Below are 15,203 nucleotides of genomic sequence, written 5' to 3' on the forward strand. Positions count from 1 at the left end.
TGCCCAGCGCCGCTGTGCGGTGAGCCAGCCCAGGCTATGTGTGGGCTGTGAAAGGTGAGCGGGCCACTGCTTTTAGGGCAGTGCAAAAGCCCCAACGCAAAAGCCCCAACCCGCCGTGTGGCGGATCGGGGCTTCCCTGCTGCTTTTATGCGGTGTTGCTTATGGTCGATTACTTCGTGATCGGGCCGAGTACCGGATCGTCCACGTAGGCCGTCTTGACGTTGTCCTTGGTGACGATCTGAGGAGGCAGGAGGAACGCAGGAACAGTCTTTACACCGTTCTTGTAAGAGTCCTTGTCGTTGATCTCCAGCTGCTTGCCTGCCTGCAGGTCCTTCACCATGGTGATGGCGTGCTCAACGAGCTTGCGGGTGTCCTTGTTGATGGTGGAGTACTGCTCGCCGGCCATGATCGACTTGACGGACTCAACTTCGGAGTCCTGGCCCGTGACGACAGGAAGCGGTTTGCCGGCCGCCTTGACCGAGGTCAGGATGGCGCGGGCCAGGGTGTCATTGGGGGACAGTACGCCGTCCAGCGAAGCGCTGGTGTAGGAACCCGCGATCAGGGTATCCATGCGCTTCTGGGCATTTTCTGCCTTCCAGCCCTGGGTAACGGCCTGTTCGAACGAGGTCTGGCCGGAAACTACCTTGAGGGTACCGTCGTCGATCTTCGGCTTCAGGATGCTCATGGCGCCGTCGAAGAAGACCTTGGCGTTGGCGTCATCCGGGGATCCGGCGAAGAGTTCGATGTTGTACGGGCCGGAGGGCTTCTTGGCCTTCAGTCCGTCCAACAGTGCCTGGCCCTGGAGCACGCCGACCTTGAAGTTGTCGTAGGCCACGTAGTAGTCCACGTTGGCGGTGTTCAGGAGCAAGCGGTCGTAAGCGATGACGGTGGCACCGGCATCCTTGGCCTGCTTGAGCTGCGTACCCAGCTGGGCGCCGTCGATGGCTCCCACAATAATGACCTTGGCACCCTTGGTGACCATGGCGCTGATTTGGTTCTGCTGCTCGGAAACGCCTCCGTTGGCGAACTGGACGTCGGCCTTGAAGCCGGCTCCGGTGAGGCCGTCGTTGAACAGCTTCTCCGCGAGGACCCAGTTTTCACTGGTCTTCTGTGGAAGCGCGACGCCGATCAGCGAGTCCTTGGGGAACGCATCCGCGCCTGCGCTGTTGCTGCTGCTGGACCCACTGTCCGTGCGGCCGCAGGCTGTCAGCGCCAGTGCCGCGATGGCAGCGACTGCTGCTGCCTTTCCTGCTTTACCAAACATTCGCATATCTTGGTTCACTTTCTGTATGGGTGGGTGGAGCGAGTCGTTGGGAGCCGGTTCTAGGCCTCCCGGGAAATGACCTCTTTGGTTTGGGTGGTTTCGTCCGGCTTGAGTTCGTTGTTGTTGCGCTGGAAATTCTTCAACAACATGCCCGTGATGGACCTCTTGCCCTGGGACTTGTTGTAAACATCGAAGGCAACTGCTGCCAGGAGCACCAAGCCCTTGATGATCTGGGTCAGGTCAGCGCCCACGCCCAGCAGCTGGAGGCCATTGTTCAGGACGGCCATGACGAGGCCACCGACAATGGAGCCGATAACGGTACCCACGCCACCGGTGACGGCTGCGCCACCGATGAAGACTGCTGCAATGGCGTCCAGTTCCCAGCCGACGCCGTCGAACGGTCCGGAAGCGGTGGAGCGGCCAACAAAGATCATCCCGGCCAGTCCTGCCAGGATGGACATGTTCATCATGACCATGAAGTTGACCTTCTTGGACTGCACACCGGACAGCTCGGCCGCGTGGCGGTTGCCACCGACGGCGTACACGTGGCGGCCGAGGACTGTCTTGTCTGCGATGAAGCCGTAGATGAGGACCAATACCGCCAGGATGAGACCGGGGACGGGGAACGACGTGCCAGGGCGACCCGTGGCGAACAGGTAGGTTGCGTAAAGGATCGCAGCGCAGATCAGGACCAGCTTTGTGGTATCGACCCACATTTCAGGTACATCGGCGCCCAGCGCCTTGTTGGCTGCACGCCTCCGGAGGGACATGATGACCACGAAGGCCGCAGCGAGCACTCCAAGAAGTAGCGTGGCGTTGTTGTAGCCGGTGTTCGGACCAATTTCGGGCAGGTACCCCGAACCAATGAACTGGAAGTCCTCCGGCACCGGAATCGTGTTGGACTTGCCTACGAACTGGTTGAAACCGCGGAACAGGAGCATGCCTGCCAGGGTCACGATGAAGGCTGGGATACCCACATAGGCTGTCCAGAAGCCTTGCCACGCGCCGATCAGGGCACCCAGCGCCAGGCCGAACAGCACGCCCATGTACCAAGGGATGCCCCAGTCGCGGATGGCAAGAGCTACGGAGACACCTACGAAGGCTGCCACGGAACCGACCGAAAGATCGATGTGGCCGGCGATGATCACCAGGACCATGCCGATGGCCAGGATCAGGATGTAGGCATTGCCGTTGAACAGGTTGATCACGTTGCCGGGCGTCAGGGTCCGGCCCTCGGTGAAGATCTGGAAGAAGACGATAAGTGCCACCAGGGCGAATATCATGCCGAACTGGCGGGAATTGCCACCAAATAGCTTCTTGAGCGCGTTCATTGTTTTGGTCCTTGTGTCAGGAAGGGGTGAGGCTGGGCCACGGTCAGGCGGTCTTTCGGGCGGAAGTCATGAGCTTCATGAGGCTTTCCTGGGTTGCTTCGTTTTTATCCAGGACACCGGTGATGGCGCCCTCGAAAATCGTGTAGATACGGTCGGACAGGCCCAGGAGCTCAGGAAGCTCCGAGGAGATGACGATCACTCCCTTGCCTTGGTTGGCCAGCCTCTGGATGATCCCGTAAATCTCGTACTTGGCACCCACATCGATGCCGCGGGTGGGTTCGTCCAGGATGAGGAGGTCAGGGTCGGTGAACATCCACTTGGCCAGGACAACCTTCTGCTGGTTCCCACCGGAGAGCTTGGCCACGCCTTCCTCCACCGATGGGGTCTTGGTCCGGAGGGACTTGCGGTATTCCTCTGCGACCGAAAATTCCTTGCGGGCATCAACCACCGAGTGCTTGCTGATCCCCCGAAGGTTGGCAGCAACGGTGGTGGTCTTGATGTCATCGAGCAGGTTCAAGCCCAGCGATTTGCGGTCCTCGGTGACGTAACCGAGTCCGGCGTCGATCGCTGCGCGTACGGAGCGGAGCTGAACCGGCTTGCCGTCCTTGTAGACCTGGCCCTTGATGAACCTGCCGTAGGAGTGTCCGAAAAGTGAGCGAGCGAGTTCGGTCCGGCCGGCGCCCATGAGACCTGCGAAACCGACGATCTCGCCGCGGCGGACGTAGAAGTTCGAACCCTTGCAGATAAGCCGGTCCTGGATCTGCGGGTGCCCGACGGTCCAGTCCTTCACCTCGAAGAACACCTCGCCGATCTTCGGCTCGTGATCCGGGAAACGGGACTCGAGCGTCCTGCCCACCATGCCCTTGATGATGCGGTCCTCGTCAACACCATCGCGCTTGACGTTCAACGTCTCGATGGACTTGCCATCGCGGATGATGGTGATCTCGTCCGCGATCTGTTCGATCTCGTTGAGCTTGTGGGAAATCATGATGGAGGTGATGCCCCGGCCCTTGAGTCCGCGGATCAAGTCCAGCAGGTGCTGGGAGTCGGATTCGTTCAGCGCCGCGGTGGGCTCATCCAGGATCAGGAGCTTCACGGATTTGTTCAGCGCCTTGGCGATTTCCACCAGCTGCTGCTTGCCGACACCGATTTCCTTGATGGGGGTGTCCGGATCATCGCGCAAGCCGACGCGCGCCAGCAGATCCAGCGAACGCTTGCGCGCCTCAGCCCAGTCAATGACGCCCCATTTGGTGGGTTCATTGCCCAGGAAAATGTTCTCCATAATGGAAAGTTCCGGAATCAGGGCCAGTTCCTGGTGGATGATCACGATGCCGGCTGCTTCACTGGCGCGGATGTCTTTGAATTGCTGGGTTTCTGCCTGGTACACGATGTCACCGGTGTAGCTCCCGTAGGGGTAGACACCGGACAGAACCTTCATGAGCGTGGACTTGCCGGCGCCGTTCTCACCGCAGATCGCGTGGATCTCGCCGGCCATGACCCGCAAGCTCACGTTCGACAAGGCCTTCACGCCCGGGAACTCCTTGGTGATCGACCGCATCTCCAACAGGATGGGATCACCTTGCGTGTTGAGGGTTGTCATCAGCCCTTACGCCTCCAATGCAGACTTCGTTGTCGGCCCCGCAAACGGCGGAGCTGTCTGATGAAAAAGTAAACTGGATCACCCGTCTTGTCGTCAAGACTTGAACGCATGATGTAGCTAACGATTTCGTTACCTACCGGTAATACCGGCATGTTGAAACACCAAAGCGGCTGCTCCAAGAGCTTCCGCACGAGCCCCCAAAGAGGACATGGCGAGGTGTGTTGTCTCGCCCACCACCGGCACCGCGTGGCGAATCAGGCCCCGCCGAATGGGCTCCAGGAGGAGGTCCCCGAGCCCTGCCAAAGGTCCCCCCACAACAATGACTTCAGGGTTGATGAGGTTGGTGACATTGCCCAAAGCGCGCCCCACGGCCAGGCCGGCGTCGTCCACCACGCGCTGGGTGGCGGAGTCTCCGGCGAGGCAGTTGCGGACGATGTCCTGCGGGGTCAACAGCCGGTCCTGGCCGCGTCCCAGCAGTTCGATCATGGTGGTGGTGGACGCTATCGTTTCGAGGCAACCGCGGTTCCCGCAACGGCAGACCAAGCCATGCTCATGGATGGTTGCATGGCCGATTTCCCCGGTGATGCCAACGTTCCCGTAGTAGGGGAATCCGTTGAGTATCAAGCCTGCGCCGATGCCCGAACCGACCTTGAGGAACATGAGGTTGGAGACTCCGCTGTGCGGCCCCCAAGTCACCTCGGCCAGGGCACCCAGGTTGGCGTCGTTGTCAACAAAGACGGGGCAATCCAGTGCTTCCTCCAAGCGGTGGAGGATGTCGATGCCCACCCATTCAGGGAGGATGGCCCCCTGCGCCACGGTGCCGGTCCGGCGGTCGATCGGGCCTGGTATTCCGGCGCCCGCACCCACCACCGCGCTGCGGGAAATGCCGTTGTTCTCCAGCAAGGTATCCAGCAGCTGAACCGCCGTCGCAATGCCTTCCTCGGCTTGGTGGCCCAGCGGTAGTTCGACGTAATCCTCGGCAATAACGTGGTAGCCCAATGAGGCCAGGACCACGCGTAAGTGTCGGCGGCCGAAGTCGATTCCGACGGCGACTGCACCGTTGCTGTTGAGCCGCACATTTGTTGCGCGGCGCCCCGAACTCGTGGTCGGCTCCGTTGCTACCAGCCCGGCGTCTTGCATGATCTTCACGATGTTGGACACTGTGGCGGTGGAGAGCCCGGTCTGCCGGGAGAGTTCCGCCTGCGTGGAGGGCCCGCTGAGAAGGCATTCGATGATTCGTTGCTGATTCTGGTGGCGCAAGGCAGACTGCGAGCCGGGTTTTCTCGGCTGGCTCTTCGTTGAGCGCTGGGTAGCGGGCATGACAAGAGAGTGCCCCAAAAGCGTCGTTGTAGTCAAGAAGTGAACGCAAGGAGTCAAGGTTCCCCGACATACTCCAACGCATGATCTGCCCAATTCTGCCCGTTGTGGGGCCCGCTATGCACCCTCAAAAGCACGAATGGCGTGTAGAGCGGGCCTGGCAACGAAGCGTCGGGGCCGAAAGCGTGCAATGCGTCCCGTCTGGTCCGCCGTCGGGTCCAAATGCCCGGGTGACGCCCGAAGCGACGCGCCTAGGCTGGAAGGGAACAAAGAACACACTTCGCGGAACACCCTGCGCCGGGAAGCGAACACCAAGGTGGTAATGATGCTGCTGTCCCTCCTGCAAGCAAACGCGTCAGTCCTCGACGTCGATGCCAACCTTCGCGTCATTGACGACGCCGCCAGCCGGGCTGCGCGGGCAGGGGCGGGGTTGCTCCTGACCCCCGAGCTGTTCCCTGTGGGCTACGCGCCCCTGCGCCTGCACGCCGAATTCGACCCCTCCACGCTCCCCGGGATCCGGGCCCGCCTCGCCGAGATAGCGTCCAAGCACAGCATCGGGCTCGTCTACAGCCTTCCCGCCGTCGGCAACGACCAAAATGCCTGGAATATCACCGCGACTTTGCTGGATGCCGCGGGTAAGGAAGTCCTCAACTACGCCAAGGTCCATCTCTTCGGTCCGGAGGAACACAAGGCGTTCGTCGGCGCCCAGGAACCCCCCGCCGTCGTGGACTTCATGGGCATCCAAACCTCGATGCTGATCTGCTACGACGTCGAATTCCCCGAAGCGGTGCGGGCCGCGGCCACCCGCGGCGCCGAGCTCCTGCTGGTGCCCACCGCGCTGTCGGCAGGATTCGACAATGTGCCCCAGGTGCTCATCCGTGCCCGTGCGCTGGAGAGCCAGCTCAACGTGGCGTACGCCAACCACAGCGGACACGAGGACGTGTACGACTTCCTGGGCGGAAGCGTCATTGCAGGACCGGACGGTTCGTTGCTGGCTGCCGCGGGGGAGTCTGCCGCGCTCTTGTTCGCCGAGATCGGCACAGCGGCGGTGAAAGCCGCCCGCGAGGAAGTCCCGTACCTGCGCGAACGCCGGCCGGGCCTGTACGCGCAGTGGGACCCGCAGGCCTAGGCAGCCACCAGCTCCTCAACGTACTGCAGCGCAAACCACAGCTCGGCGCGCACCTGCGCGGCGTTGAGGTCCATGTCCAGGAGTTCGCCCACGACGCCGACCTGCCGCCGAACGCTGTTACGGTGCAGTCCCAGCAGTTTCGCCGAAGCGTCCCAACTGCCGTTCTCGCTCAGCCAACCCCGGAGGACAACAAGGAGTGGATCCCTGCGCTCCGGTTCAAGGGAAAGAATGGGTGCAAGCAGCCGTTCGGCCAGCAAGGTCCCCGCTTCACGTCCCAGCAGGCCTGCCACAGACCAGGAGACCTCTTCCACACGCGCGCTTTTGCCGGTTGAAAGAACCCTGCTTCGGAGCGAGCTGACACGCTGATAGGCCGCGCTGAGTTCCGTCATCTCGGTCGGTTCGCCGATAACCAGGCGCCAGCCCAACTTCTCCACATCGGCCACGAGGGGCTCATCAACCCTGAGACGTGTGATCGCGGCGAAGCCGTACTCGGTAACCTCCACGAGTTTGGTATCAAACAGCCTTCGCCACTGAAGCACTTCGCGCACGGGCCCCTCGTCGGCGGCGTCGAGCCTGATGCCTTGCACCACCCGCATCTGAGCCGAGCGAGTTGATGACAAACTTTGGGCCAGCAGATCCTTCAAGCCGTTCAGTTGCTTGGTCCCGCCGGATACCAGGGACTCCGGGTGCAGTAGCGCCGCGGTGGCAAGTTGGCTCGGAGCCAACGAACCGCTGGTCCGTTGCCGCACCAGAAGTTCCAGCAGCCCCACGGCGGATTGCACCACGTTGTTCTGGGCCGGCGTCAGGGGAGCGTCGGATCCGAGGATCAGCGCGCCGAGGTTCGCGTCCTTGGTGCTGCGCAGCGGGTGCCCGAATACCAGCGCGGACCCGGGCTGGTCAAAGCCCTCCATTTCCACGCGAGGCCCACTCCCGGACAACAAGCGTTCCAGCATGGGCGCCAGCAACGAATGTTCGACGCCGGTGCTGCCGGCGCCGTTGCTGCCACGGGCGTTGCTGCCGCGGGCCCGCACCCGCCCGTCCGCCCCGACCAACAGTGCCCACACCGGGACCCGCTGCACCAACGCAGCCAACAATTCGTGCTCGGGCCTGGGGGAGAGGACTGCCCGCATGAGCTGCCTGTTGGTCTCGGCCAACTGCCGGAATACCCGGGCGTTATCCGACTCCAGGAGTTGCGAGAACTCCAGCCCGATCGCAGCAAACGGCAGCGATTCGGGGACCTCGAACAGGGTCAGGTTGTGCCTGCGGCAGGCGGCCAGCAGTTCTTCGGGGACGGCGTCGAAATAGGGGCGGATACCGAACCCGAGGGCGGCCACCTTCGCTCCGACGAGCCGCTGGACGTACTCGTCCACCTTCCCCGCCGAGCCGCCCTCGCCAAGGAAGGGCAGCCCGGCGGTGAGCAGGAATTCGCCCTCCGGGAGGTAAGGCGTGGGATCCTCGAGCTCGCTCGGTTCGACCCACCGCAGCAGCTCGCCGCCGCTGCCGCCGTCGTGAAGCGTGACCAACCCGGGCGGCAACTTGGCGAGGAACTGGTCGAGGGTGACGAAGCTCAGGCGGGCGGTGGCGGGCTCAGGCGTCATGGACCTGCCCGGCGGCGGCCGGCTCCTGGTAGTCGGGGCACTGGTACGCGGTTTGTCCTTCTCGGTTCGCCGCGTAGACCCGGGGCAGCCGGGGTGCGATCCTGTTGATGATTTCGTCCCCGTGGCTGCCGATTGCCGCGCCCCAGTCGTCGGCGCTCGCCGCCCCTCCCTTCGGATCGCCGAACAACAAGGCGGTATCGCCGACGTCGATCCCCGAGGCGTCGGCCCCAAGGTCCACCATGAACTGGTCCATGCATACCTTGCCGATCACGGGCACGCTGCGGCCGGAGATGGTGACCAAGGAACGGCCGCTGATACCTTTCGGAATGCCGTCCGCGTAACCGAGGGGGATGAGGCCCAAGTAGCGCGGTTCGTAGGTGATGGCCTGGTGTTCATAGCTGACTCCGGTGCCCGCGGGCACTTTCTTGACCATCACCAGCGGCGCGGTGACGCTGAGCGCAGGGCGGAGTCCGAAGTCGGCAGGATCCAAGTGATCGGCCGGCGCGAGGCCATAGATGGCCAGGCCTGCGCGGACCATGTCGAAATGGAATTCCGGCCGCTCCAGGATGTTCGCCGAGCTGGAAACGTGCCTGAGCTCGGGGCTCAGTCCAGCCTCGCGGGCCTCACGGACAGCGTCTTCGAACTCCACGACGGCGGCGGAGTTACCGGGGTGGGCTGGAACGTCGGCCCAGGCCAAGTGGGTCCAGATTCCACGCACCTGCACCGTCCCGTCGAGCTCGGCCAGCCGCGCTCGGGTGATCAGTCCGGCCCAGTCTTCCTTGCGGGCGCCACCGCGGCTGAGGCCGCTGTCCAGCTCGAGATGCACGACGGCAGGGCGTCCCAGGCCGCGGGCGATGCCGGCCAAAACCTCGAGCTGGCGGACGCTGCCGAGCGAAACATCGATGCCGTATTCGAGAGCTTCCCGAATGGTGGCGCTTGTCTGGGATGCCAGATAGAGCCATGAGAGGATCGGCACATCGATGCCGGCTTTCCGTAGCGCAATCGCCTCGCTCAGCTGCGCGGTGCCCAGCCAATCCGCGCCGGATTCGACTGCCGTTCTGGCTACCTCGATGAGTCCGTGTCCGTACGCGTTGCCCTTGACGACGGCCATGAAGTGGGGTGCCCCTGTGCGTTCCTTAAGGACCCTGATGTTGTCTGAAATTGCGGACAGATCCACTTTGACCTGACCCGAGAGGGCCGCAGCGGCATCCTCTTGATAATGTGCATTACGTCTCATGGATGATCACTATAGGTCATTTTGCACCACATTGAGAGATGGCTCACATGCCAGTCTTGTGGAGGGGAAATCGGAAACTACTTTGAAGGGACGTCAAAGGTGACTGTGCCTGTGAACACCCAGAACGCACTTACTGACAGCGTGGCAAGGCCCCGTCTGGGCACCCAATTGCTGCGCCGCAAACCTATCGGCCAAATGGTCAACGAAGCCGGCAGCGGTGAGGGCGGGACGCCCTTGGTTCGCAGCTTCGGTGTCCTCCAACTGACCATGATCAGTGTTGGTGCGACTCTCGGCACCGGTATCCTGGTCATCCTTGGCGAATCCGTGCCGCTGGCCGGCCCGGCCATCTGGATCTCGTTTGTGGTGGCCGGCCTGGCCGCATTGCTCTCTGCTGTTTCGTACGCGGAGATGGCAGGCCTGGTGCCCGTGGCCGGCTCCAGCTACTCCTACTCGTACGCCACCATGGGCGAGGGCATGGCCTGGATCTGTGGCTGGTGCCTGGTGCTGGAGTACGCAGTGTCCGTGGCCGCCGTCGCGGTGGGCGCCGGGCAATACGTCAACGAAGCGCTTTCAGCTTTCGGCCTGGTGATGCCCGACGCCGTTAGCCAACCACCGGGCGACGGTGGCCTGGTGAACGTCCCGGCTATGGTGATCGTGGTCTTGGCCATGATCCTGCTGGTGCGGGGCGCTCGTGAAAGTGCTTGGATCAACACCACCATCGTCATCATCAAGATCGGCATCCTGCTGTTCTTCTGCGTCGTGGCCTTCAGTGCCTTCAACGCGGGCAACTTCGAACCATTGATGCCGATGGGCGCAGCAGGGGTATCAGCGGCCGCTTCCAGGGTCTTCTTCTCCTACATCGGCTTCGATGCCGCCTCCACCGCAGGTGAGGAAGCCAAGAACCCCAAGCGGGATTTGCCCCGAGCCATCCTTCTTTCCATGGTGATCGTGACCAGCATCTACGTTCTGGTTGCGGTCGCAGCCATCGGCGCCCGCCCGTGGGGCTGGTTCGACGGCACCCAGGCTGCGTTGGTCCAGATCCTGGACGAGATTACGCACCAGCCGTGGATCGCCTTGGTGTTCTCCGTGGGGGCCGTCCTGGCGATCGCCAGCATCGTCCTGACGGTGCTCTACGGCCAGACGCGCATCCTTCTGTCCATGTCCCGCGATGGCCTGGTGCCCAAGGTCTTTGGCCGGATCTCTCCGCGCACCGGCACTCCTGTGGCCGGAACGCTGATAGTGGGCACCGCCGTCGCCCTCACTGCGGGCCTGGTCCCGCTGGGTGCCCTCGCCGATGCCACCAGTATCGGTACCCTTTTCGCCTTCGCCTTGGTGAACGTCGCCGTTATCTACCTTCGCCGCAACCGCCCGGATCTTGAGCGGCCGTTCCGTGTTCCGTTGTACCCGGTCGCGCCCGTGCTGGGCACCCTGATGTGCGTCTACTTGATGGCGAACCTCGGTGCGGACACCTGGGGGGTCTTTGGTTGCTGGATGCTCGTGGGAATAGCCATCTACTTCGGCTACGGACGCCGGAATTCCAAGGTAGCCGCGCTCAGCGAGCAGGACTACCGTGAAATGACAACCAGGGTCGTGAGCCCGGAACCTGTGAAAGCAGCAAACTTATGACCATCGCCACCGAACTTCCACTCTCCGACGCCGCTGCTTCCGCGGCGGAGGCCGAGCGGGGGCCCATCACTATGCTGAACCCGGACTTCCCGTTCAGCTATGACCATTACCTGGCCCACCCCGCGGGCCTGGGCACCGTACCCGAGGACCTGTACGGCACCGAAGTTGCCATCATTGGCGCCGGGCTTTCCGGACTGGTCACCGCCTACGAACTCATGAAGCTGGGCCTCAAGCCCGTTATCTACGAGGCCGACCAGATCGGGGGCCGCCTGCGGACTGCGAGCTTCCCCTCAGCCCCGGGCGTCGTGGCCGATCTTGGCGGGATGCGCTTCCCCGTCTCCGGCAAGGCGTTCTACCACTATGTGAACCTGCTCGGGTTGGACACCAATGATTTCCCCAACCCCATGGCCCCGGCCACGTCCAGTACCGTGATCGAACTCGCCGGCAAGAAGCACTACGCCACCACAGCCGAGGAACTCCCGGAATTCTTCCGCGAAGTCGCTGACGCGTGGAAGGCGGCCGTCAATGACGGGGCTGCCTTCACTGAAATGCAGGAGGCCATCCGGGCTCGCGACACCGCCCGGATCAAGGAAATCTGGAACGAACTGCTTCCCCGCATGGACGAGCAGACGTTTTACGGATTCATTGCAGCGAGCAAGTCCTTCAAAGAGGCCGGCTTCGCGCACCGCGAGGCGTTCGGTCAGGTGGGATTCGGAACCGGTGGCTGGGACACTGACTTCCCCAACTCCATCCTTGAAATCCTCCGCGTTGTTTACACCGACGCCGATGACCAGCACCGCTCCATCGTCGGAGGAGCGCAAAGGCTCCCCGAGGCACTGTGGAACCACGCGCCGTCGGACCTTAAGTACTGGCCGCAGGGCACGTCCCTGGCATCCCTGCACTCCGGCTCCCCGCGGGGAGCAGTTTCCAACCTCCGCCGCGCGGCTAACGGGGACCTCCTGGTCCGCGAGAGCTGGGGGCGGGAGGCAACCTACCCTGCAGTGGTGACCACCTGCCAGTCATGGTTGCTGTCCACGAGGATCCACACTGAGGAGGCGCTGTTCCCGGCTGAGCTGTGGACCGCGATCGAGCGCTCGCACTACATGCAGTCGTCAAAGACCTTCGTGATGGTGGACCGGCCGTTTTGGAAGGACATCGACCCGGAGACCGGCCGTGAAGTCTTGTCCATGACCCTCACCGACCGCCTCAACCGGGCCACCTACCTGCTCGACGACGGCCCCGACAAGCCCGCCGTTATCCTTCTGTCTTACACATGGAACGACGACGCCTTGAAGTGGCTCGCCCTCACGGCTGAAGAGCGGGTCAAGCTCATGCTGCACTCCCTGGAGCAGATCTACCCTGGAGTGGACATCGCCGGCCACATCATTGGCCAGCCCATCACGGTGTCCTGGGAGGCCGATCCCAACTTCATGGGAGCCTTCAAGGCCAACTTGCCGGGGCACTACCGCTACCAGCAGCGGCTGTTCACGCACTTCAAGCAGGACCAGCTTCCGGAGAGCCAGCGCGGCGTCTTCCTCGCCGGGGATGACGTGTCCTTCACTGCCGGTTGGGCGGAGGGCGCTGTAACCACGGGGCTGAACGCTGTGTGGGGCGTGGTGAACCACCTGGGCGGTTCCTCGGTTGATGGCAACCCGGGTCCGGGCGAGCTGCTGGATGAGCTCGGCCCTATCTCCCTAGACTAATCTCCCTCGACTAATTTCCCTGGACCAATCTCCCGCGTTGCCAGGCCCGCTCTGCACCCTAAAACCCTTGGTAAGTGCGCAGAGCGGGCCTGGCAATCGTCGTTTAAGCCCCGTGCATCGCCCTGTGCGCGGCAGCGAGTTCCTTGTAGTGGGCCGCGTTGCGCTTGACGCCGTCGAACTCTTCGTCGGTCAGTTCGCGCCGCACTTTGGCCGGGACCCCGGCGACGAGCGATCGGGGGGGAATAACCGTGCCCTCCAGGACAACGGCGCCGGCGGCAATAAGGGAACCGGCGCCGATCACGGCACCGTTAAGGATGGTTGCGCTCATTCCGATGAGGCAGTCGTCCTCCACAGTGCAGCCATGGACGACGGCGCTGTGCCCCACCGACACGCGCTCGCCCACCGTGCAGGGGAATCCGGGATCGGCGTGAAGGACCACGTTGTCCTGCAGGTTCGATCCCGCTCCAACCTTGATGGCCGCGGTATCAGCCCGGACGGAGACGCCGTAGAAGGCGCTGGAATCCCGGGCCAGCGTGGCCTTTCCGATGATCGAGGCGGTGGGTGCAACAAATGCGGATTCGTGGATGTCCGGGGTTTCCCCGGCAAATGTGTAAGAGGGAGCCATAGGCCCAGCTTATTTCCCAACTAGGGAACAGCAAACGTCGCTACGAGCGCTCAGAGGGGCGTTATCTGTCCCCTAGTTAGGTGTGTGGCCTAGTTGGGTGCGGGGCTTGGTTGGGTACGGGGGTACGAAGGACCAGGAACTGGTAGTGCCGCCCTGTGTTGTCGGCGCCGGGGCCTGACTCCGCGCCGGCATCCTCCGGCCACGTCCGGAAGCGTTCCACGGTGCCGTGCTCCCCAAAGAGCCGATTGACGGTTGGGTCGCTGCGGTGGCTGAGGAAGCGACGGGGTTCTTCGAGCTCCTCGAGGTTCAGTGTTTCGTCATCGTCACCTGACCAAAGCCCGACGGCGATTGGCGCGCCAGGCGCCGTTACGCGCACGAGCTGGCTGACGACGTCGTGAATCCTGCTGTTGGGCACGTGCGCGAGGGTGTCCATGGCCCAAGCGGCTGAAAACGAACCGTCAACGAAGGGCAGGTCCTGCCCGCGCGCAACCGAAGCGTTGAGCCCGGCGCCCCGGGCCAGCCGAACGCTGTCGTCGGAGCGGTCCACACCGCAGTAATGCATGCCGGCGCGGACGAAGGCCAAACCCTCAAGGCCCGCACCGCAGCCCAACTCAAGCACGGATCGCCGGTGCTCGGACTTTAGCAGCCGGATGAACCATTCCCGGCACTCCACCCGCTCCGGCGTCAACGATTGGACCGGTCGCATAGTTACAGCTTAGTTCGGGGGACGGCAGCGGGGCCGGGTGAGGGGTTAGTTGAACACGACCGTCCGGGTGCCATCGAGCAGCACGCGGTGTTCGGCGTGCCACTGCACGGCTTGGGCCAAGGTTCGGCCCTCCACGTCCCGGCCCATCTGAACGAACTGGGCGGGCGTCCGGGCGTGGTCAACACGGATGACTTCCTGCTCGATGATGGGACCTTCATCCAAGTCCGCCGTCACGTAGTGGGCAGTGGCGCCGATGATTTTCACCCCGCGGGCATGGGCCTGGTGATACGGCTTGGCTCCCTTGAACGAGGGCAGGAAGGAGTGGTGGATGTTGATGGCCCGGCCGTTCAGTTCGGTGCAGAGATCGTTGGAGAGGACCTGCATGTACCGGGCAAGGACGGTCAGTTCGACGTCGTTCTGCGCGATCAGCTTCAGCAGCTCTGCCTCCGCCTGTGGCTTGGTTTCCGGCGTGACCGGGATGTGGTGGAAGGGGATGCCGTAGAAGTCGGCGAGTTCCTCAAGGTCCCGGTGGTTGGAGACGATGGCCGGGATCTCGATGGGCAGGGTTCCTGTGCGCTGGGCGAACAGGAGGTCATTGAGGCAGTGGGCATCCTTGGAACACAGGATGATGGTGCGGACCTTCCGGCCTACCGGGTTGACCTGCCAGGTCATGCCGAACGACTCGGCGACCGGCTGTAGGGCCGCCGTCAGCTCCGCTTCGGTTGACGACGTCGTTGCCTCCACCCGCATGAAGAAGTTACCCGTGCTTGGGCTGCCGTACTGCTGGGAGTCGGTGATGTTGCAACCGGCGCCAAGGAGGGCTCCGGCTACCGCATGGACGATGCCGGGACGGTCGGGGCAGGACAGTGTTACAACAAAAGCGGTGGAGTCAGTCACGCCGACAAGCCTACCCGTGCTGCCTTGTTGTACTGTTAACGGGTCGCAACTGGCGTTGGGTGGACTACCACCAGGGAGCGGCAATCATGAAGACCACGGATCGTACGCCTGGGCCGAGGGTCATGTCTTACCGCCGCACATAAACGTGACCGATTCCGCCGTCATCAACG

At 63.1% G+C, this 15,203-nt stretch carries 12 protein-coding genes and 1 riboswitch; of the genes, 3 read left to right on the forward strand and 9 right to left on the reverse strand.

From position 1 onward, the window contains the following. Positions 1-169: 169 nt before the first annotated feature. From QRN42_RS01090 to QRN42_RS01105, 4 genes are all read right to left on the reverse strand, one after another. The gene (locus QRN42_RS01090; RefSeq protein WP_284977847.1) at positions 170-1,270 is read right to left on the reverse strand and encodes a substrate-binding domain-containing protein; all 1,101 of its coding nucleotides are present in this window, start codon (positions 1,268-1,270) and stop codon (positions 170-172) included. A gap of 53 nt (positions 1,271-1,323) precedes the next feature. Next, positions 1,324-2,595 carry a multiple monosaccharide ABC transporter permease gene (gene mmsB, locus QRN42_RS01095; RefSeq protein ID WP_284977625.1) on the reverse strand — a complete coding sequence of 424 codons (1,272 nt, stop codon included), beginning with the start codon at positions 2,593-2,595 and terminating at the stop codon, positions 1,324-1,326. Between the two features lie 43 nt (positions 2,596-2,638). Beyond that, on the reverse strand, positions 2,639-4,195 hold the full coding sequence (mmsA, locus tag QRN42_RS01100; RefSeq protein ID WP_284977626.1) for a multiple monosaccharide ABC transporter ATP-binding protein: 1,557 nt from the start codon (positions 4,193-4,195) through the stop codon (positions 2,639-2,641). A 129-nt stretch (positions 4,196-4,324) separates the two neighbouring features. Beyond that, positions 4,325-5,515 (reverse strand): ROK family transcriptional regulator, encoded by a 1,191-nt coding sequence (locus QRN42_RS01105; protein WP_284974316.1) that lies wholly within the window; start codon positions 5,513-5,515, stop codon positions 4,325-4,327. Between the two features lie 319 nt (positions 5,516-5,834). Here QRN42_RS01105 and QRN42_RS01110 point away from each other — a divergent pair, with 319 nt between their 5' ends. Continuing rightward, the gene (locus tag QRN42_RS01110) at positions 5,835-6,641 is read left to right on the forward strand and encodes a carbon-nitrogen hydrolase family protein (protein WP_284977627.1); all 807 of its coding nucleotides are present in this window, start codon (positions 5,835-5,837) and stop codon (positions 6,639-6,641) included. On the opposite strand, the gene QRN42_RS01115 is transcribed toward QRN42_RS01110, so the two are convergent. Then, a complete protein-coding gene (locus tag QRN42_RS01115) occupies positions 6,638-8,239 on the reverse strand; it encodes a PucR family transcriptional regulator (protein ID WP_284977628.1) in 1,602 nt (533 codons plus the stop codon). The genes QRN42_RS01110 and QRN42_RS01115 overlap by 4 nt on opposite strands. After that, positions 8,229-9,476, reverse strand: coding sequence for an alanine racemase (gene alr, locus QRN42_RS01120; RefSeq protein ID WP_284977629.1), 1,248 nt, complete (start codon positions 9,474-9,476; stop codon positions 8,229-8,231). The genes QRN42_RS01115 and alr overlap by 11 nt, the downstream gene beginning before the upstream one ends. A 195-nt stretch (positions 9,477-9,671) precedes the next feature. Between alr and QRN42_RS01125 the strand changes: the two genes are divergently transcribed. Both QRN42_RS01125 and QRN42_RS01130 read left to right on the forward strand, forming a co-directional pair. Continuing rightward, complete coding sequence (locus tag QRN42_RS01125; protein WP_502869473.1) at positions 9,672-11,102, forward strand: amino acid permease; 1,431 nt, start codon at positions 9,672-9,674, stop codon at positions 11,100-11,102. Further along, positions 11,099-12,805 (forward strand): flavin monoamine oxidase family protein, encoded by a 1,707-nt coding sequence (locus tag QRN42_RS01130; protein WP_284977631.1) that lies wholly within the window; start codon positions 11,099-11,101, stop codon positions 12,803-12,805. Before QRN42_RS01125 ends, QRN42_RS01130 begins: the two co-directional genes overlap by 4 nt. A gap of 103 nt (positions 12,806-12,908) precedes the next feature. Here the strand turns inward: QRN42_RS01130 and QRN42_RS01135 are convergent, their stop codons facing one another. The 3 genes from QRN42_RS01135 to purU all read right to left on the reverse strand — a co-directional run bounded on the left by QRN42_RS01135 (position 12,909) and on the right by purU (position 15,033). Continuing rightward, positions 12,909-13,430, reverse strand: coding sequence for a gamma carbonic anhydrase family protein (locus QRN42_RS01135; RefSeq protein ID WP_284977632.1), 522 nt, complete (start codon positions 13,428-13,430; stop codon positions 12,909-12,911). Between the two features lie 76 nt (positions 13,431-13,506). After that, the gene (locus QRN42_RS01140; RefSeq protein WP_284977633.1) at positions 13,507-14,136 is read right to left on the reverse strand and encodes a class I SAM-dependent methyltransferase; all 630 of its coding nucleotides are present in this window, start codon (positions 14,134-14,136) and stop codon (positions 13,507-13,509) included. Positions 14,137-14,181: 45 nt separating this feature from the next. After that, positions 14,182-15,033 (reverse strand): formyltetrahydrofolate deformylase, encoded by an 852-nt coding sequence (gene purU / locus QRN42_RS01145; RefSeq protein WP_284977634.1) that lies wholly within the window; start codon positions 15,031-15,033, stop codon positions 14,182-14,184. Positions 15,034-15,068: 35 nt separating this feature from the next. Beyond that, positions 15,069-15,154: riboswitch (ZMP/ZTP riboswitch) on the forward strand. The last annotated feature ends 49 nt before the right edge of the window (positions 15,155-15,203 follow it).

Origin of the sequence: Arthrobacter sp. fls2-241-R2A-200, from assembly GCF_030209745.1 — a bacterium.
GTDB lineage: Bacteria > Actinomycetota > Actinomycetes > Actinomycetales > Micrococcaceae > Arthrobacter.

Excerpts from the sequence above, each read along its gene's own strand:
- QRN42_RS01115 (WP_284977628.1), bottom strand. The coding sequence starts at position 8,239 with ATGACGCCTGAGCCCGCCACCGCCCGCCTGAGCTTCGTCACCCTCGAC.
- QRN42_RS01135 (WP_284977632.1), bottom strand. The coding sequence starts at position 13,430 with ATGGCTCCCTCTTACACATTTGCCGGGGAAACCCCGGACATCCACGAA.
- mmsA (WP_284977626.1), bottom strand. The coding sequence starts at position 4,195 with ATGACAACCCTCAACACGCAAGGTGATCCCATCCTGTTGGAGATGCGG.
- QRN42_RS01130 (WP_284977631.1), top strand. The coding sequence starts at position 11,099 with ATGACCATCGCCACCGAACTTCCACTCTCCGACGCCGCTGCTTCCGCG.
- QRN42_RS01125 (WP_502869473.1), top strand. The coding sequence starts at position 9,672 with ATGGTCAACGAAGCCGGCAGCGGTGAGGGCGGGACGCCCTTGGTTCGC.
- alr (WP_284977629.1), bottom strand. The coding sequence starts at position 9,476 with ATGAGACGTAATGCACATTATCAAGAGGATGCCGCTGCGGCCCTCTCG.
- QRN42_RS01090 (WP_284977847.1), bottom strand. The coding sequence starts at position 1,270 with ATGCGAATGTTTGGTAAAGCAGGAAAGGCAGCAGCAGTCGCTGCCATC.
- mmsB (WP_284977625.1), bottom strand. The coding sequence starts at position 2,595 with ATGAACGCGCTCAAGAAGCTATTTGGTGGCAATTCCCGCCAGTTCGGC.
- QRN42_RS01105 (WP_284974316.1), bottom strand. The coding sequence starts at position 5,515 with ATGCCCGCTACCCAGCGCTCAACGAAGAGCCAGCCGAGAAAACCCGGC.
- QRN42_RS01110 (WP_284977627.1), top strand. The coding sequence starts at position 5,835 with ATGATGCTGCTGTCCCTCCTGCAAGCAAACGCGTCAGTCCTCGACGTC.
- QRN42_RS01140 (WP_284977633.1), bottom strand. The coding sequence starts at position 14,136 with ATGCGACCGGTCCAATCGTTGACGCCGGAGCGGGTGGAGTGCCGGGAA.